General features: G+C 39.5%; 13 protein-coding genes and 1 pseudogene. 9 read left to right on the top strand and 5 right to left on the bottom strand.

Going from position 1 to position 18,439, the window contains the following annotated elements:
• Window positions 1-139 precede the first annotated feature (139 nt).
• From MTN97_RS03985 to MTN97_RS03970, 4 genes are all read left to right on the top strand, one after another.
• Window positions 140-802: a CatA-like O-acetyltransferase gene (locus tag MTN97_RS03985; RefSeq protein ID WP_248473735.1), complete on the top strand. Its 663-nt coding sequence runs from the start codon at window positions 140-142 to the stop codon at window positions 800-802.
• Between the two features lie 110 nt (window positions 803-912).
• Window positions 913-3,795, top strand: coding sequence for a ligand-binding sensor domain-containing diguanylate cyclase (locus MTN97_RS03980; RefSeq protein WP_248473734.1), 2,883 nt, complete (start codon window positions 913-915; stop codon window positions 3,793-3,795).
• 94 nt (window positions 3,796-3,889) lie between these two features.
• Entirely contained in the window at window positions 3,890-4,714 is an 825-nt protein-coding gene (locus tag MTN97_RS03975; RefSeq protein WP_008114265.1) for a M90 family metallopeptidase, read from the top strand.
• A 99-nt stretch (window positions 4,715-4,813) separates the two neighbouring features.
• On the top strand, window positions 4,814-7,987 hold the full coding sequence (locus MTN97_RS03970; protein WP_248473733.1) for an amidohydrolase family protein: 3,174 nt from the start codon (window positions 4,814-4,816) through the stop codon (window positions 7,985-7,987).
• 63 nt (window positions 7,988-8,050) lie between these two features.
• Here MTN97_RS03970 and MTN97_RS03965 read toward each other — a convergent pair whose 3' ends face one another.
• Window positions 8,051-8,626, bottom strand: coding sequence for a TetR/AcrR family transcriptional regulator (locus tag MTN97_RS03965; RefSeq protein WP_248473732.1), 576 nt, complete (start codon window positions 8,624-8,626; stop codon window positions 8,051-8,053).
• Between the two features lie 25 nt (window positions 8,627-8,651).
• Between MTN97_RS03965 and MTN97_RS18090 the strand changes: the two are divergent.
• Window positions 8,652-9,070 (top strand): annotated as a pseudogene (locus MTN97_RS18090) (HPP family protein).
• A gap of 77 nt (window positions 9,071-9,147) precedes the next feature.
• On the opposite strand, the gene MTN97_RS03955 reads toward MTN97_RS18090, so the two are convergent.
• Window positions 9,148-9,510 (bottom strand): hypothetical protein, encoded by a 363-nt coding sequence (locus tag MTN97_RS03955; RefSeq protein WP_008114254.1) that lies wholly within the window; start codon window positions 9,508-9,510, stop codon window positions 9,148-9,150.
• Between the two features lie 150 nt (window positions 9,511-9,660).
• Between MTN97_RS03955 and MTN97_RS03950 the strand changes: the two genes are divergently transcribed.
• Together MTN97_RS03950 and MTN97_RS03945 are read left to right on the top strand one after the other, a co-directional pair.
• Window positions 9,661-10,413, top strand: coding sequence for a Nif3-like dinuclear metal center hexameric protein (locus MTN97_RS03950; RefSeq protein ID WP_036982289.1), 753 nt, complete (start codon window positions 9,661-9,663; stop codon window positions 10,411-10,413).
• Window positions 10,414-10,846: 433 nt separating this feature from the next.
• The gene (locus MTN97_RS03945) at window positions 10,847-11,026 is read left to right on the top strand and encodes a hypothetical protein (RefSeq protein WP_248473730.1); all 180 of its coding nucleotides are present in this window, start codon (window positions 10,847-10,849) and stop codon (window positions 11,024-11,026) included.
• A gap of 347 nt (window positions 11,027-11,373) precedes the next feature.
• Here MTN97_RS03945 and MTN97_RS03940 read toward each other — a convergent pair whose 3' ends face one another.
• The 3 genes from MTN97_RS03940 to MTN97_RS03930 form a co-directional block, all read right to left on the bottom strand.
• Window positions 11,374-12,138, bottom strand: a complete 765-nt coding sequence (locus MTN97_RS03940) for a YdcF family protein (RefSeq protein WP_248473729.1) — start codon at window positions 12,136-12,138, stop codon at window positions 11,374-11,376.
• A gap of 54 nt (window positions 12,139-12,192) precedes the next feature.
• Window positions 12,193-13,080, bottom strand: a complete 888-nt coding sequence (locus MTN97_RS03935) for a LysR family transcriptional regulator (protein ID WP_036982291.1) — start codon at window positions 13,078-13,080, stop codon at window positions 12,193-12,195.
• A gap of 958 nt (window positions 13,081-14,038) precedes the next feature.
• Complete coding sequence (locus tag MTN97_RS03930; RefSeq protein WP_248473728.1) at window positions 14,039-16,408, bottom strand: EAL domain-containing protein; 2,370 nt, start codon at window positions 16,406-16,408, stop codon at window positions 14,039-14,041.
• Between the two features lie 203 nt (window positions 16,409-16,611).
• Here MTN97_RS03930 and pyrC point away from each other — a divergent pair, with 203 nt between their 5' ends.
• Window positions 16,612-17,652 carry a dihydroorotase gene (pyrC, locus tag MTN97_RS03925; protein ID WP_248473727.1) on the top strand — a complete coding sequence of 347 codons (1,041 nt, stop codon included), beginning with the start codon at window positions 16,612-16,614 and terminating at the stop codon, window positions 17,650-17,652.
• A gap of 420 nt (window positions 17,653-18,072) precedes the next feature.
• Window positions 18,073-18,276, top strand: a complete 204-nt coding sequence (locus MTN97_RS03920) for a cold-shock protein (protein WP_036982297.1) — start codon at window positions 18,073-18,075, stop codon at window positions 18,274-18,276.
• Window positions 18,277-18,439 lie beyond the last annotated feature (163 nt).

The raw sequence follows: 18,439 nt of genomic DNA, 5'->3' as shown, positions 1-18,439 counted from the left end.
TTTAAAATAGGAGCGAAATACGCTCCTTTTTTATACCTTATGTAAGACTTTAGTATAACTACACCCAAAGCGTCATTTTAGTTAATGCGAATATAGATAAAGCACGGTAAAATTTAGTTTTACACTTTATCTATATTTTATGTCCTCTACTGATTTTTCTATTACCCCTCTTGATTTTGAGCAATGGCCTCGAAAGCAACACTTTGAGTTATTTCAGCAGTTCACTCAGCCTTATTTTAATGTGTGCGTACAACTGAATGCGGAAAAGTTATATATCGCCTGTAAACAAGCTAATATTGCTTTTTTTCATGGTTATATTTATTGCTTATTAAAAGTTTGTCATAAGTATGAGCCGATGATGCTGCGCATTATTAACCAAAAACCTTGTTACTTAAGTGCTACGCGGGCAAGTGTAGTCGAGCTTGCCGATGACGAGTCGTTTCGCTTTAGTTATTTTAAATTACACGAGTCGTTAAATGAATTTGCCCGTGAGGCGAAAGCTATTAGCAATGCCACAAAATTAAACCCACTGTTTTCTGATGCGTTTGCAGCAACTGAAGGGCAAGCAGATTTAATTCATGTTTCTGTATTACCTTGGTTAAACTTTAGCAGCTTTTCACATGCATTTACCCACGGTCAAAGTAATGGTATTCCTAAATTTGTGTTTGGCCAATACAATACTGAGACAGGTAAAATGCCGCTCGCTATTGATGTTCATCATGCGTTGTTGGATGGGCTTCATGTCGCTAAATTTATAAAGCAATTGCAGTATACATTTAATAATTTAAGTAATAATAATTAATTAAAAAGTTGTAAGTTTTATGTTATTATTTACCAGCAGTGCTTTTAACTTAAATTGTCGCTCTAAACTTATCCAAATATAAAAATTAATAATTATAAAGGCAATATCTGATGAATCGCTTAGTGATTTTATGTATTTTGTTGGTGATTTTTTCTGTTGACGCACAACAGCAGACTCGTTTGCCGTTACGTGATTATTTTTTTGAAACCTGGAATACACGTACGGGTCTTCCTCACAATAGCATTAATAGCCTTGCACAAACACAAGATGGGTATCTATGGGTGGGTACTTGGGAAGGACTTGCCCGCTTCAATGGCCGAGAGTTTAAGTTATTTACTCGCTCCGAAATTACTGACTTGCCTGACTCAGGCGTACGTGCGCTAACCCCTACATCTGATGGCGGTTTACTTATTGCAGGAGCGCGCGGCGGTATTAGCTTATATCAACATCGCCAATGGGACACGCAACCACCTGCCCAAGCGATGGTTAATCATATATTTAAAAGTAAAAATGATAACTTGTGGCTAGCGCTTGAGAATGATGGTGTGTTTTATCGTTCAGCTAGTAGCACTCAAGACATCCCAATAATACAAAATGTCAGTGCGTATCGAATCATTGAAGACCCCAAGGGGGTTATATGGGCGGCGACCAGTGATGGCCTGTATAAAATAGTCAACTACAAACCCACTTTGATGACGCCACAACAAGGGGTTCCAGATGCTCCCGTATATACCTTATTAATCACCCGTGAAGGTCGACTCATTATAGGAAGTGAAAGAGGGGCACGAATCCTTAATGGTGGGCTATTTGAATCGCCTCACCCACAACTCGAGGCGGAATCTATTTCCAGTTTGTTAGAAGATGATCATGGGGATCTGTGGTTTGGCACCATTAATAAAGGTGTTTTTAGGCTTAGCGTCGATGGTTTAGAGCAATTAGATGCTAAAAATGCTTTACCCGCTAACCGTATTCTTTCTTTGTTACAAGACAGAGAAAATAGTATTTGGGTAGGCACCAATGCTGGTGTATTTAGGTTAAGAGAAGCGCCGTTTTCATCGTGGGGCAAAAAGCGAGGCTTATCTAGCGATTATGTGCGTACGGTATTGTCACATTCTGATGGCAGTTTATGGATAGGCGGAAGCACGGGTTTAGATCGGCTGCACAATAATCAGATCAGCCATATTAAAGGCACTAAACAAGGCTCGCCATATTCAATACTAAGCTTACTAGAGCAAAACCAAGGTGATGTCTGGGTAGGCACATACACCTCGGGTGTTTTAAAAGTGGTTAATAACGAACTCGTACCTTATTTAAACCGTGATAATGGCTTAGGTAGTAATGAAGTAAGATCTTTACTTTTTGATTCAAAAAATCGCTTATGGATAGGCTCGGCCATGGGGCTGACACGCGTTAATACCGATGGTAGCTTAAACCAATTTACTAATGAAAAAGAGCTGCCGAGTGGGTTTATTTTAGCCTTGAGTGAAGACAACTCAGCTAATATTTGGGTAGGAACCGGTAATGGGGTCGTGGTTTATGACACTCAAACTGACTTGTTTAATCCTGTTGAGTTTCCTGCTGAATTTGCCGCCCAATATGCGTTTGGCTTTTACATTGATGATAAATACACGTGGGTGGCTACCGATCGTGGCTTAGTTCGTTATCAGCATTCAAACGCAAAGATGACTATTTTAGGGCGTGAATTAGGTTTACCCGTTGATAAGCTTTTTCAAATTGTGCCGTTTAAAGACTCACTTTGGCTATCAAGTAACCGTGGCATTATTGAAGTCAATTATAAGCAGGTAAATGAGCTGCTTGATTCAAAATCTAACAATAGAGGTACGCTCGCCTTTCAATTATACGATGAGGCTGATGGCATGCACAGTGCACAAGCAAATGGCGGTTCAACCCCCTCTGCAACCGCTCATTCAGATGGCACAATTTGGTTTGCTACCGCAAAAGGGGTGAGTACAGTAAAACTGGAACGCTTAAAAGATGCCACTAAAATAGCGTTACCAACGATTGTTGAAAGCTTTTCTGTTGATGGTAAACCAACGTCGTTACCTATAGACGGTGAAACTATTATTTTACCACCAGGGGTGACGCGCTTGTCATTTCAATACGCGGGACTGAGCTTTATTATGCCGCAGCGATTAAACTTTCAAACAAAATTGGAAGGCTTTAATAACGAATGGGTCAACCGTCAACACATAGCGACTGCTGAATACACTAACTTACCTGCGGGCAAGTATTCTTTTGCTGTACGTGCAGCCTATCCAAATACTGATTGGCAACAAAATCACAAAGTCGTTAACTTTGAAATTCAATCGCACTTTTGGCAAAAAACAAGCTTTAAGTTGTTTATGTTTTTTCTTTTTGTGGTGGTGATATATAGCGCTTATCGCTACCGCTTATATCGTTATAAACAAGTTGAAAAGGAATTAACGAGTCGAGTGGTGAAGCAAACGCAAGCACTGCAAGAGCAAGCCAGTGCCTTTGCGTATCAAGCCACACACGATCAGCTTACCGATTTACCGAATCGCCGCGCATTTGATGGCTGGCTGGCGGATAACTTTTCAGACTTTAAAGCATGTAAAAAATCACTTGCTATCGCTATTATGGATATTGATCACTTTAAACGGATTAACGATGGTTGGTCACACCTCATAGGTGATCAGGTTATATGTGAAATAGCTAACATTCTTAAAGCGCACTGCGAAGGTGAGCAAGAGGTAGCTCGCTGGGGTGGCGAAGAGTTTACTTTTGTGTTTCCCGATACGAGTGCAGTGCAGGCCCAAGAAATGTGCGAGAAGTTACGCAAATGTATTGAAAATAAAAACTTTTCAAATATCGCAGAAGGCCTCAGCGTAACCGTGAGTTTTGGTGTTTCTGACTCTGGTGATGTTGATGATTATGACCGATTATTATCACGGGCCGACCAAGCTTTGTATAAGGCAAAAAACAATGGTCGAAATCGAACTGAAGTGATGTGATTGAAAAACAGCCTCACTGCACCCATTACTATTTTAATAATACGGGCGCAGCATTTTAGCGTTAAAGCTAAATGGTTTGATTTAGGACGACCCAATGATAAATGGGCTATTAATTTTTGTTTTAATTGTATTTATTATAATGTTTTGGCGCTGGCCTGATATTCAAAATGCCGTGTGGCACCGTAAATACAGTGGTTTATTATTAAGCGAGCAACAACATACGTTGTTACTGCGTGCTATGCCCATATACAACAAAATGACCGATGCAGAGCGAGCAAAGTTAGCATCCCATATTGTGTGGTTTTTAAATGAAAAGCGTTTTGTTGGCTGCGATGGGTTGCAACTAACGGAGGCAATGAAACTCATTATTGCCGCCGATGCCTGCTTGCTGGTGCTTAACAAGCCTTGGCCTTTGTATAAAAACGTAAAAGAAATTTTACTTTACCCCAGCGCGTATTACGCGCCCCAATCAAGCCGCGATAACGCAGGCCTTGTCAGTTTTCATAATACAGTAAGGCAAGGTGAATCGTGGCCGGGGGGAACATTGGTGCTTAGCTGGCATGATGTGCTTGAGGGCAACCGCTTACCCAGTGATGGGCATAACTTAGTGTTTCATGAATTTGCACATCAACTTGATCAAGAAACCGGTAAAACCACCGGCACACCACTACTTGCATCACAGGCAAAATACCAACAATGGGGCAGAGTATTTAGCCGAGCGTTTTCGCAGTTAAAAACCCATGTTGCTTATAGTATGCCGCATGTAATACATAGCTATGGAGCCACCAATGAGGCTGAGTTTTTTGCGGTGATCACCGAAACATTTTTAGAAAAGCCTGCCGATTTACGCCGTGAAGACCCTGAAATTTACCATTTGCTAGTGGATTTTTATCAATTTGATCCTATTGTTTGGCACTGATTTTATGCACTTCATCCTATTACGCTGGTAACTTGCTGGCGTTTTTGTTGCAATCATGTAATAGATCAACACACAGCAACAATAACAAGTGAGATAAGCATGAAAAAAATGCTGCAAACAGCACTCGCGTTATCAGTTTCATTGGCATTAGGCCACGCACACGCAGAGCAAACGGATGAAAAAAAATGGCAAGTTGATTCACCTAAAGGGCAATTTGTTGATGCATCTATTAGTGTAGAGCAAGGCACATGGATGAATGTCGATATAAGTCCTGACGGAGAAACCTTAGTATTTGATTTACTGGGCGATATTTACACCATGCCAATGAGTGGTGGTAAAGCGACTAAAATAACCTCAGACATTGCATGGCAAATGCAGCCGCGCTTTAGCCCAGATGGCAAGCACATTGCTTTTACATCAGATCAAGGCGGTGGTGACAATATTTGGATAATGGATGTTAACGGCGAAAACCAAACCGCCGTCACTGACGAAACATTTAGATTACTCAATAGCCCTGCGTGGAGCCCTGATGGTGATTATTTAGTTGCACGTAAGCATTTTACCGCCAGTCGCTCGCTAGGTGCGGGTGAAGTTTGGCTTTATCACAAAGCCGGCGGTAAAGGGGTGCAACTGACTAAACGTGAAAACGATCAAAAAGACTTAGGTGAACCCATGTTTTCACCGGATGGTCGGTATGTTTATTTTTCTCACGATGCAACCCCAGGTAAAACTTTTCATTATTCAAAAGACTCTGTTGCCGGTATTTATAAAATTAAACGTTATGACCGTGAAACAGGCGACATAGAAACCATTATAAGTGGCATGGGCGGGGCAATAAGACCGACGCCGTCGCCAGATGGTAAAAAACTAGCGTACATAAAGCGTGATGACTTTCAAACCAGCCTGTACTTATATGATTTAACCAGTGGTGAGCATACTAAGCTATACGATAAGCTAGAGCGCGATATGCAAGAAACGTGGGCGATTCATGGCGTATATCCGACTATTGCGTGGACCCCAGATAACGAAGAGCTGGTATTTTGGGCTGGTGGCACCCTTCATAAACTCAATGTAGATAATAAATCAGTTAGCGATATTGCATTTAAAGTAGACACTACGAAAAAAATTCAAAAAGCAGTGCGTTTTACTCAAAATATCGACACTGATGAGTTTGATGTAAAAATGCTGCGCAATGTGCAAATTAGCCCTGACGGTGAAACCGCACTTTTTGAAGCATTGGGCTATATTTACATGCGCGACTTAGAATCAGGAAAAATAAAGCGCTTAACTAAGCAAACCGATCATTATGAGTTATTCCCGCAGTATTCTCGTGATGGCAAAAACATTGTCTACACCACGTGGGATGATAACGAACAAGGCACCGTGCGTGTCGTCTCTGCACGCAGTGGTCGTGGCGACACTATTACACAAGAGCCGGGAAAATACGTAGAGCCAACATTTAGTCCAGACGGCAAAACCGTGGTGTATCGTAAAGCCAGCGGCGGCAACATTTTAAACCCTAAGTGGTCACTGCATCCTGGGGTATACAGTGTTAGTGCTAAAGGCGGAAAAAGTGAGCTCATTTCTAAAAGTGGCTATCAACCTCAGTTTGGCAGTGCCAACGATCGTGTTTATATTATGAGCCCATGGCCTAAGCCGACATTAAGTGTGGTAGAGCTTGAAAGTAAAAAAGTACGTAAACTGTATGAATCAGAGCACGCCACTGAATTTAGAGTCTCTCCTGATGGTGAGTATTTAGCTTTTGCTGAGCGCTTTAAAGTATTTGTTACTCCATTTGTAGAGCGCGGCAAAACGATAAATATTGGGCCCAAAGACAGTCAATTTCCAATTGAGCAGCTATCTGTACGCGCCGGTGAAAACATTAGCTGGAGTGCAAATAGCAATAAACTGTATTGGACACTGGGGCCTGAGCTTTACCATGCCAGTTTAGAGGGGATGTTTGCGATTAATAAAGCGGATGATAAAGACGTTAAAGTAAAAAGCGGTACTAACATCGGCTTTAGTAAAAAAATGGCTGAACCGCAGGGCATGATTGCATTAACTGGCGCTAAAATTATTACCATGGAGGGTGAAAAGGTCATTGAAAATGGCGTTATTGTTACCGATGGCAAACATATCAAAGCCATTGGCACTGCTGCTGATGTGAGCATTCCTAAGGGAGCAAAGGTCATTGATGTAACAGGTAAAACAATTATGCCAGGCATTGTAGATGCCCATGCTCATGGCTCTCAAGCCAGTGATGAAATTATCCCGCAGCAAAATTGGAAAAACTTAGCAGGTCTTGCGCTGGGTGTTACTACTATTCATGACCCATCAAACGATACCACTGAAATATTTACCGCGAGTGAAATGCAAAAAGCGGGGATGATCGTTGGTCCGCGTATTTTCTCTACCGGTACTATTTTATACGGTGCGAATATGCCTGGGTATACCTCGCATATTGACTCATTAGATGATGCTAAATTTCATTTAGAGCGTCTTAAAAAAGTGGGTGCGTTTAGTGTTAAATCTTATAACCAACCGCGCAGAGAGCAGCGTCAGCAAGTTATAGAAGCAGGGCGAATGCTTGAAATGATGGTAGTCCCTGAAGGGGGGTCATTATTACAACATAACTTGAGCATGGTAGTCGATGGTCATACAGGTATTGAACATTCAATTCCTGTTGAACATATTTATGACGATATTAAGCAGCTATGGTCACAAAGTGATGTAGGTTACACACCTACATTGGTGGTTGCCTATGGCGGTATTTGGGGTGAAAACTACTGGTATGATAAAACGGACGTATGGAATCATCCACGTTTAAGTAAATTTGTGCCTAAAAACCAATTATTACCGCGCTCAATGCGCCGAGTTAAAGCGCCCGATCATCACTATAATCACTTCAACAATGCTCGCGTAGCGGCTGAGTTACAAGATTTAGGTGTACTTGTTAATTTGGGTGCGCATGGCCAACGTGAGGGGTTAGGTGCGCATTGGGAAATGTGGATGTTTGCCCAAGGCGGCATGAAGCCACTGGAAGCAATTAGAGCATCGACACTCGATCCGGCAAAATATTTAGGCCTAGATAAAAATGTGGGTTCATTAGAGGTCGGTAAACTGGCAGATTTAATGGTTATTGATGGCGACCCACTGAAAAACATACGTGATTCAGACAAAATTGATTACACCATGATCAACGGCCGTTTGTTCAACGCAGCCACCATGAACGAAGTAGGCAAAAAACAGCGTGAACCATTATTTTTTGAATAATGCAGCCATTTTTTAGTTAATAAGCGGCTATTTAGCCGCTTTTTTAATACTGTATTTACCTATTTAACTAACCGCTACTATCGCTTTTAAAATATTATCACTAGGTGGAGTCACTGTTACATCATGCATCACCCTCGCTCTACATATATAACCTTCCTTTAAAATAAGTAAGTGTTGCGTGGCTTCAATTGCTTTTTCTCTATTGTGAGCAAATTCAGGCGTTTCTAAAAGAGCTGATAGTATGATCTCAAAGTTCGCTTGCTTGTGCTGTTTGCAAAGTTTGGCAATAGGGTCGTTCTCTACAGGGTACTCAGCTGCAGTATTAATAAAAAAACAGCCATTAAAACACCCTAACTCTGAAATCTCATTATTAATCCACTTTTTCAGTCCGGCAAAAATTGTCTGTGCGACTAACATAGCGCTAGGTTGTATACATATTTTTTTAAGCCAAGCGTTAAAGCAGATGTCACGTGCGACTAAACAAGCACAAATAAGCGCGTCTTTGCTTTCAAAGTGCTTATATAAGTTTTTTTCTGCAATGCCCGATACAGCTAAAATTTCATTAATACCAACAGCGTGTATACCCTTTTTATAAAAAAGACTCAGTGCCGTACTGATTATTTGTTGTTGTTTATCCATGATATTCCAAATTTGAGCAGGTAATATGCATAGTGAGCAAATAAAGTCGGTATTAATCGCAGGTGTTTTTTCTACTTTTGTTTTGGGGTTTTTGGCGTGGCTAAATTATATGGGTGATTACGGTATTTGGTTAATGGCGCCATTCGGCGCAACAGCTGTACTTGTTTTTAGTGTACCGCAGAGCCCGTTAGCTATGCCAAAAAAGTAATAGGGGGACATATGTTGACCGCAATGATTGGGGTTGTTTTTAGCTGATAGTGCGATTATGGTTGGGCTGGCTTTGGGTATTGCTATAACATTAATGATAATCACAAAAACTATTCACCCTGTTGCCGGCGCAACCCTATCTTAATTATTGAGTCTGGCCAAAGTTGGGATTTTTTAATAATGCCAGTACTGGCAGGAACTGTATTTATAGTTTTGTCTGGCTTTGTTGCGAGGTAGTTTATTCAATACTTGATGGATAATAAATATAAAAAAACCGCTTAACGCGGTTTCTTTTATACAAAGCACTCAGTAGATCAAACAACACCGCGAGGTAGGCGGCAATCGTGATCTTTGCGAGCAAGCTCAACTATCCAAAGCTCTTCTGCTGTGTAGCCTTCTTCGTTTTGTGTGATCACGGTGAAAGGCGCTTTTTTCTGTGCTTTTACAGGAGCAGCTTTTTTAGTTTTTTTAGCAGGTGCTTTTACTGCAGCTTTTTTTGTAGACTTACCAGAGCTTAATTCTTTAGTCAGCTCTGCTACATCAGCTAGGCGCATGTTCTTGCCGCCATCAATGCTATACCAGCCAGGTTTAGTTGTTATTTCAGGTTTTTTACCGTTGGCAGCTTCATATGCAGCTTCAAAGGCAGATAACACTTCTGTTTTGTCTAGTTTGCTCATCAGAGACCCAATACGTTGTTTACACAGATAAAGAAGAGGTATTTATACCTATTTTAGAACTGTTTTTCAATTTTTTGCGATTTTCCTTTCATTTTTAGCGCATAACCGCCAAAATTTGTACAAAATTCAGTGCAAAGTAAGGTAAGTAGTATGCAACGTAGAGAATTTAATCAATTATTAAACACCCTGTTAAAGCCAGAAACCATTAACGATTTTTGTCCAAACGGGCTTCAGGTAGAAGGTAAAGATGAGATACGTACCATAGTAACGGGTGTAACGGCAAGCCAAGCACTTATTGATGCCGCGATTGAAAATAATGCCGATGCCATTTTGGTACACCATGGCTATTTTTGGAAAGGCGAGTCACAACCTATCACTGGCATGAAAAAACGTCGTGTGGCTGCGCTTTTAGCTAACGACATCAATTTATTTGCCTATCATTTGCCGTTAGATATTCACCCTGAAATGGGTAATAACGCACAGCTGGCGCAATTGCTCGATATTGAAATTGAAGCAGGCCTTGAGCCAACTAACAACAGTGTAGCGATGAGAGGGCGTTTAAAAACGCCGCTAACGGGCAGTGAATTTGCTAAAAAAATAAGCCAAGTGCTTAAGCGCGAGCCACTAACGAGTTTAGTACGTACTGATAAAATTGAAACCATCGCTTTGTGTACTGGTGGCGGGCAAGGGTATATCGACTTAGCAGCCGAGCATGGTATTGATGCTTACATAACCGGTGAGGCATCAGAGCAAACCATACACAGCTCACGCGAGCAAAATATCGACTTTTTTGCCGCAGGTCATCACGCCACCGAGCGCTACGGCATAAAAGCATTAGGCGAATATCTTGCTAAGCAACATGGTTTTGACGTGACATTTATTGACATAGACAATCCTGTGTAAACACCTAGCTTAAAAGTAATTTTATAAATAACCTACTTGTAACGTATTTCGGGTAGGTTATTTAAATCTAGTGTTCTAAATAGCTAATTTAGCAAACTATAATAAGCCAGTATGTTGATTTTTTATATACCCGCATACCCTTTTATCTTTTTGTGAGTTAATTATTTTTGGTTTTATGCATCCCAAAAATTGAATAAACGTAATAGATATAAACCTACGCTTAAAATCATAATTACATCCATTCTTATATTGCAAAAAACACAGATCTTTCGCTGTACTTACCTCGTTTAAATTACAATGTTACTTTGCTTGCTACTAAGGTAGTTACTTTAAAGGAATGAAATGGAAGGGGTATTAGCTTTAATTGAGCAGTACGGGTTGTTGGTTTATCTGTTACTTTTTGGTTATTGTGCGTTAAAAAGTGGTTGGCTACTTGGGCGATGAATTACGTTTTGCTCTAGCAAGAGCGTATGGCGCGGCATGGATTGAAAAACCAGGCCGCCTTGGTCGATTATTTAAAACAGCCAGTGAGCTTGTTGAACGCCATGGCACAGCCTACATTTTTTATATAGTTATCCTAAAGGATTACGCACGATTGGTGCCCTTCCCGTAGGGCTTACAGCAATTAGTTGGCGCAGTTTTAGTGTGTTAAATGGATGCTCTACACTGCTATGGGTTATTGTTTTAGTCGGTGGAGGCTACATTTTCGGTGCTACTTTTGATGCTTTAGGTGTTGAGAATTTAACAGCACTAAGCCTGCTACTTCTTTGCGTATTTTTAGTGACACTGTACCGGCTTTGGAATAAAACAGCTGAGGTTAAAACCCTCTAAGAATAACAAAACACCCAACGCTACTATAAACGAATATTCAGTTTGATTTTTTTATAACCCCCTGTGTAAAACGCAAATAATTGCGGTTTTTTAGGGGGAATTTACCCAGCGTAATAAGCGTTAACTTAATTAAAGTGCTTCAGGGTTAATTGTACGGCGTACATTTATCCACGCATTGCCAATAACTTCATGAGCATACTGGGTGACTACTAGTAGTGCTTTTGCATTGGGTATGAGTTGTTTATACCAAGGGAAAGCGGCAAAGTTGTGGTAATCAGTTGCGGCAGGGATAACGTTAATGCCTTGCGCATTAAATAAATTTTTTGCTCTGGGCATGTGGCTTACTGAGGTGACTAAAGCGACCTTGTAATCAACGAGTTTTGAGGCTAAAAGTTTTGCCTCTTGGGCGGTATCCATTGCGTTTGGATTTTGCACAATACGATTTTTATTAATACCTAAGCTAATTGCGGTTTTATACATTAACGCGCTGTTGGTGACTTTTTCATACCCCCCACCTGAAACAATTAGCTGCGCATGGGGATAAATGTTAGCAAGTCTCATTCCTTCCACCAAACGGGTTAACGCACAATTACCTAACTGGCTGTTTGCACTCAATGCAGGGTTGGGGTTTATGTCACAGCCAAGCACCACAATTTTATCTATATTGGGGTGTTTAAGATAATTAAATGCAAATGAGGTTGGTTGACTATTTTTAATCAGTAAGTTGGCCACCAAAGGGGTGCTGGCAAGTAGCAAAGTTACAAGGCTCATTAAAGATAAAGCGATTGCGACCTTTCGCTGTTTGAGCGCAAAAATAAGTAATATTAGGCTTACTAAACCCAACAAAGGTAACGGCATGAGCAAGCCGCCTAGTATTTTTTTTAGTTCAAACATAATGAGCAACATGGTTAAGTATATTTATTAGCATGTTACTCATAAGTTTAAGGTTTATCGACCGTTATTTAATTTACAGGTGTTTAAAAAGTGACGATAAACTGGATTATCTTTCATATCTTTTTTCATCGCTAAGTACATAGGACGCGTTAAACCAAGCGCGCCCAGTGGAATTGACTTAATTAACCCTTGGCTTTCATACGGGGTTACTAACCAATCGGGTAAGGCGGCCACACCCATACCTGCACTGACTAATTGAAATATAAGTAAACCTTGATCAACCGTTTTTAGCGTGCCGTCAAAACGCGCATTTTGGATGAAATGCTTAAATATATCCTGGCGCTCACGCGGAATAGGGTAAGAAATAATAGTTTCGCTTTTCAAATCAAGCGCAGTTACATAGGCTTTTTTCGCTAAGTCGTGATCTGGTGCCACAATCAGTTTCAGCTTAAAGTCAAACAAATGGGCGTATTCAAGTTTGTCAGGGTCGCGAATATCTGATGTAAGCACGAGATCTAATTCATCATTTAATAAGTCTGGGATAGCGTCGTAACTAAAGCCACGCTCGTAATCAATTTTTATATCAGGCCAAAAGTTATTAAATTCTTTAATGGTAGGCAATAACCAATGAAAACAGGCATGACATTCAACGCTTAAACGCAGCTGCGAAATAGGCTGGTTTAGACTTTCTTTGAGTCGGCACTTGGTGGCTTCTAATTTAGGTAATATGTCGTGTGCTAATTCAAGTAATAACATACCTTGAGGTGTAAATCGGACTGGTTGAGTTTTACGCTCAAACAACTGGCAGTCTAATTTGTTTTCTAAATCTTTGATTTGATGTGATAAAGCTGACTGAGTTAAAAATAGTTCGCGGGCTGTATTGACGAGAGAACCCGTTTCCTTAAGGGTGGCAATTGTTTTTAAGTGTTTAATGTCAATCATCTTTAATAAATCTCATAGATATGGTGAGTATAGCTCAGATTCATTACATACTACGCCTTTACAAAAACCGTTTCAACGTCTGGACGGCTATAAAATTGCACTTTAGTGTGTTTTTTATTGCGAATATTAAGTTTTTTAACTTTGCCGAGTCAAATAGTGTTTAATTTTTTATATGTTGTTGAATTTGTCTCATGTTTATTTGAGTTTTTTATTAATGATTTTTGTCCTGGTAACAGATAACTTTATTGTTATGTAACTCTCTAAAGTAAGTAGGTTATAGCGCGACATTAATATTTAACCTGAACTCTGGATAATAAATCTATCTCAAGCAGCTATTTACAGCGCTAACTACGTTGAATTTACTTGCAATAGGCGAGCTATTGACGCGTAATTTCGCCTTGTTTTCACTGGAAATCTCTGGCTAGAGAAAATAAATATAAATATCAATTTTGATTCAATACGTTAGTAAATCTCTTAACCAAAGTTCAGGTTATTTAGATGTTTCATAGCGAGGTTAAAATGTTAATTAAAATTTACGGCGAAGGGTTTGGCAGGCAAAAGCTCAGTAAACGCAACTCGGATTCAAAGGATACACGATTGAAAAAAGCAGCGAAGGCAGGGATTTAATGATTAGCCGCTACTCATTGGCGCACATTAATACTAATTCGTATACGTCTTTAAATAATATAACGTATTAAAGCATTCTCTAATGGCGTTAAAGATTTTACTGAGAACAATGTGACATAAAACTAATTATAAGTTTTCTACTGGTTAAATAGACCCTTACTTAAGTAAGTAGTTATAAGGCAGAGTGTAAAAAGCTGTAAAGTGACGTCGCATGAGTTAGTGTTGGCAAAATAAGTCATATAGCATTCAATAGAACAGCCAGCTAATGGGCTGGCAAAAGCGTGTAAGAAATTACTGTGATTTTTAAAAGCCAGCAACCCTGGCTTATTAATTAAAGAGGGCTATGTATTAGTAAAATAGCTTCTTTTGCTGTAACAGGTTTAGACTTTAAAAAGCCTTGGCCATAATCACATTGGGTTTTTTGCAAAATAGCGAGTTGTTCAGGGCTTTCTATCCCTTCTGCTATAACAATAAGATCTAATGAAATGGCTAAGGTTAAAATAGCATCAATCAATGGATTGGCCGTGGTTTTTAAATTATCGATAAAGCTTTTATCAATTTTAAGGACATGAATAGGCAGTTGATGCAAGTAACCAAGGGCAGAGTAACCGGTGCCAAAGTCATCTAAACAGAGCAATACTTTTAAAGGCGACAATCCTTGAATAATTTGTGTTGCTAACTCTAAATTTTCAATCAATCCCGATTCGGTTATTTCTAGACATAATGAGCCTAAAGGTAGTTGATGTTTTTTGTAGATCGCGTGAAGCTGATCTACAAACTCTAAACTTGCGAAGTGGCGAGATGAAACATTAACCGTAACGCGTAAAAAACGATGCCCTTGTTGTTGCCATAAAGCGATATGCTGTGCTGCAAGGTCGAGCAAATGCAAATCTAAATTGATAATCTGCCCCGTTTTTTCTGCAATGGGGATAAAGTCACCTGGCGATAAAAACCCTTTTCGTGGGTGATGCCAACGTACTAAAGCTTCAAACCCCATAACGTCACTGCTAGTAATGTTAAAAATAGGCTGAAAATACAGTTCAAACTCATTATGCTCAATACCGTGTTGTAAATCATTTTCAAGGTCGGCATGTGTTTTTAACTTGTTACGCATGACATTATTAAAAAATTTAACTTGGCCACGCCCTGATGATTTTGCTTCGTACATAGCCGCGTCTGATTGCTGTAATAAAACAAATGCTTCATCGATTACATTATCGCTAAATGCAATGCCAATACTGGTAGAGGGTTGCAGTAAATGACCATCAATATCAATGGGATCTGACAGGGCGGTTTTTATTCGAGCGAGGGCATCGTTTACTTGGTCACGATGACTGAGATTTTCCATAAAAATAGCAAACTCATCGCCACCTAAGCGAGAAAAGGTATCAGTATTGCGAACGGTTTGAGTAATCAATTTACAAATAGCAATTAAAAAATGGTCACCTACTTCATGGCCTAACGAATCATTAATACTTTTGAAGCGATCGAAATCAAGGTAGAGCAGAGCATGAAAAGTACCTTTTTTTGCACGATTCAAGCGTAAAATTGCATGCTTCATTCTTTCTATTAGTAACGAACGATTGGCAAGCCCTGTTAGTTCATCATGCAGTGCTTTGTGCTCGAGTTCTTGGCGGGCTAAATGCCTGTCTATAACCATACTTATTTGTCGGCTCACATACGTCAACAGCGAGCTATCATGTTCGTTGTAGTAATGTTGCTTGTCATAGCTTTGTACGACAATAACGCCACTCATGCGCTCATTAACTTTATATGGCACACCAAGCCAAGAGTCTGCTAGTTCACCGAACAATTTAAAGTGGCCTTGCTCTATATAGTGTCGGTATTGCTCTTTATTAAGCAGTAAAGGGCGCTCGTTAATTAATAAATAGTAAGAGGCTGTTTCTTTTAACTGATCTTTTGAAATAATTTTATGCGTGTTTGTTTGTACACCGCCTTCAACGGTATAGACAAAATCTAGAACATCTTCTTTTTTATCATACAAAGCAATAAAAAAGTTACTTGCATTAAGAAGGCTATCAATAATCACATGCAGCGATTTAAAAAAGGTATCTAAATTTTGTGCTTTATAGGTTAAGTTAGCTATTTGAAGTAGGCTACTTTCTAATTTTTGCGCATTATTAAGTTGCCGAACGGTATCTTGCAAGCTGTTGACGGTATTCACTTGATTTATTTTTGCGCTTAGTAAGTGGGCAACGGTAGTTAAAATTTCTAAATGTGAACTGGTAAAGTAATTTTTTATTGGGTGTTCACAGTCAATTACGCCGAGTACTTTATCTTTATATATTAAAGGCACACACAGCTCTGATTGTGCAGGGCGCTCATCAGCAATGTAGCGGCTGTCTTTAGTTACATCGCCAATTATTAACGCTTGCCCAGTTGATGCAGCATAGCCCGTTATCCCCTCATTAAAGCGGATTAACTTTCGTTCTGACTGGTAACTAGTGTGTTCGCTTTCAATACCCATAGACGCCACTTGATTTAGCGTAGATTGGCTGTCATCGGCTAAATAAATCACGCAGTCGACAAATCCAAGTCGATTAACAACTTGTGTGGTGACATAACTAAAAAGCGCTTCTAACGTATTCAGTTGCAATAAACTTGAGGAGAACTGATTGATTATACTCAATTGTTCCGTTTTAGTTTCGAGCGCTTTAGTAGTATCGATAGTGTTCGACATAGGCAACGAAGGTAGGCCTTATAATTATTAAAGGTACATACGTTAACCTAATATTAACCTTTCTACAAAATAAAACGATAAATTAGAAGCGTGAAGTGTAAAGTTTACTTTATATATAGTATCTAAGGATTATTTTTAATAAGGTCTTTACTCGAAAACCCCATATGCCTATGATCAGTTAACTTAAGCATTAGGATTTTACGATGACGAGCAAAATGACAACTTTAACGATTACTAGACCCGATGATTGGCATGTACATTTACGCGACGGGGATCAGCTAAAAGATACAGTACGTGATATCAGTCGTTATATGGGCCGCGCGATCATTATGCCAAACCTAGTACCGCCAGCCACGTGTACTGAAACCGCATTATCGTACCGAGAGCGCATTATGGCAGCGAAACCTCAAGGGCAGTTTGAGCCACTAATGGTACTTTATCTTACTGATAAAACGACACCAGAAGAGATAAAAAAGGCAAAAGCAACGGGTAAAATATTTGCAGCTAAATTGTACCCAGCGGGTGCAACCACAAATTCAGATTCTGGCGTAACATCGGTTAAAAATATTTATCCGGTGTTAAAAGCAATGCAAGAAGTTGGCATGCTGTTACTCGTCCACGGTGAAGTAACCGACTCGTCTATTGATATATTTGACCGTGAAAAAGTGTTTTTAGATACTATTCTAGGCGATGTTGTCGCTGACTTCCCTGAGCTTAAAATTGTTCTTGAGCACATAACAACGAAAGATGCAGTCGAGTTTGTAAAAAGTGCCTCTGATAACGTAGCAGCTACAATTACTGCGCATCATTTACTATATAACCGTAACCATATGTTAGCAGGGGGCATTCGCCCACATTATTATTGCTTACCTATATTAAAGCGAAACATTCATCAGCAAGCACTTATGGCGGCTGCAACGAGTGGCAATAAAAAATTCTTTTTAGGCACTGATTCAGCGCCACATTATAAAGATAAAAAAGAAGCTGCATGCGGTTGTGCAGGTGCTTACACTGCACATGCTGCTCTTGAACTTTATGCTGAAGCTTTTGAAGAGGCTGATGCGCTTGATAAGTTAGAGGGCTTTGCAAGCCATTTTGGTCCAGATTTTTATGGCTTAGCGCGTAATACCGACACTATTACCTTAGAAAAATCGCCTTGGACAGTGCCGGCAAGCTACTCGCTAGGTGACTCTGAAGTAGTACCAATCAAAGCCGAGAGCGTTATCGACTGGCAAGTTAAATAGTTAATATTTAAGCACTAAACTTTAAACCACCTTAAATTCAAGGTGGTTTTTTATTTTAAGTGGCTAAAAAATATACTGATAAAAACTATTTTAAAGCAATTGTAATTTGTTTATAAAAAATACAATGTTTTGTTTGTTATTTTCTATAAAAATTAAAAGGTTAGACCGTAGTTAGTAAAACAATGAAACTTCAAAAATAAATCCTAAATAATAGAGCTAAAAAAATTTTAATGTGTTAATCTTAATTTGCTTTGAGTTTTTGCGTATTGAATTACGGTATTGTGCTGCGTTTAAGGTTACCGGTTTGGTTATTACTTCTTCCTGTACTATCACCTCCAGTTTTTTGGGCATTGACTCAGGGAGGATATTGCCATAATTATATGGCTGAATTTTAATTATTGACTTACAGGAAAATTTAGTATGTCGGTTACTGGTAAAGTAAAATTTTTCAACGAAGCTAAAGGCTTTGGTTTCATTGAACAAGAAAATGGTCCTGACGTGTTTGTACATTTCAGCGCAATCGCTGGTTCTGGTTTTCGCACTCTTAGCGAAGGTCAAGCAGTGACTTTCAGCATCAAGCAAGGTCAAAAAGGCCCTGAAGCTGAGAACGTAGAAGTAGCATAATTTATTATGTGAACCTAAGTTCATCGTGGTGAAACACTAACCTGTTTCACCATAATTCTTAAATAATTATCAACTCTATTTTTAATCTCTCTTTATTGCCTTTCATTTCTGATATCCATTATTTATATTTTTAACTCCGATATACCAAATTAAACGTAAACCT

This window comes from Pseudoalteromonas sp. 2CM36K, from assembly GCF_023161865.1.
GTDB classification, from domain to species: Bacteria; Pseudomonadota; Gammaproteobacteria; order Enterobacterales; family Alteromonadaceae; genus Pseudoalteromonas; species Pseudoalteromonas tetraodonis.
This window is presented reverse-complemented; position numbering and strand designations above follow the sequence as displayed.

Bases quoted from the DNA above. Each gene is read 5' to 3' on its own strand.
- MTN97_RS03985 (WP_248473735.1), top strand. From the start codon at position 140: ATGTCCTCTACTGATTTTTCTATTACCCCTCTTGATTTTGAGCAATGG.
- MTN97_RS03980 (WP_248473734.1), top strand. From the start codon at position 913: ATGAATCGCTTAGTGATTTTATGTATTTTGTTGGTGATTTTTTCTGTT.
- MTN97_RS03975 (WP_008114265.1), top strand. From the start codon at position 3,890: ATGATAAATGGGCTATTAATTTTTGTTTTAATTGTATTTATTATAATG.
- MTN97_RS03970 (WP_248473733.1), top strand. From the start codon at position 4,814: ATGAAAAAAATGCTGCAAACAGCACTCGCGTTATCAGTTTCATTGGCA.
- MTN97_RS03965 (WP_248473732.1), bottom strand. From the start codon at position 8,626: ATGGATAAACAACAACAAATAATCAGTACGGCACTGAGTCTTTTTTAT.
- MTN97_RS03955 (WP_008114254.1), bottom strand. From the start codon at position 9,510: ATGAGCAAACTAGACAAAACAGAAGTGTTATCTGCCTTTGAAGCTGCA.
- MTN97_RS03950 (WP_036982289.1), top strand. From the start codon at position 9,661: ATGCAACGTAGAGAATTTAATCAATTATTAAACACCCTGTTAAAGCCA.
- MTN97_RS03940 (WP_248473729.1), bottom strand. From the start codon at position 12,138: ATGTTTGAACTAAAAAAAATACTAGGCGGCTTGCTCATGCCGTTACCT.
- MTN97_RS03935 (WP_036982291.1), bottom strand. From the start codon at position 13,080: ATGATTGACATTAAACACTTAAAAACAATTGCCACCCTTAAGGAAACG.
- MTN97_RS03930 (WP_248473728.1), bottom strand. From the start codon at position 16,408: ATGTCGAACACTATCGATACTACTAAAGCGCTCGAAACTAAAACGGAA.
- pyrC (WP_248473727.1), top strand. From the start codon at position 16,612: ATGACGAGCAAAATGACAACTTTAACGATTACTAGACCCGATGATTGG.
- MTN97_RS03920 (WP_036982297.1), top strand. From the start codon at position 18,073: ATGTCGGTTACTGGTAAAGTAAAATTTTTCAACGAAGCTAAAGGCTTT.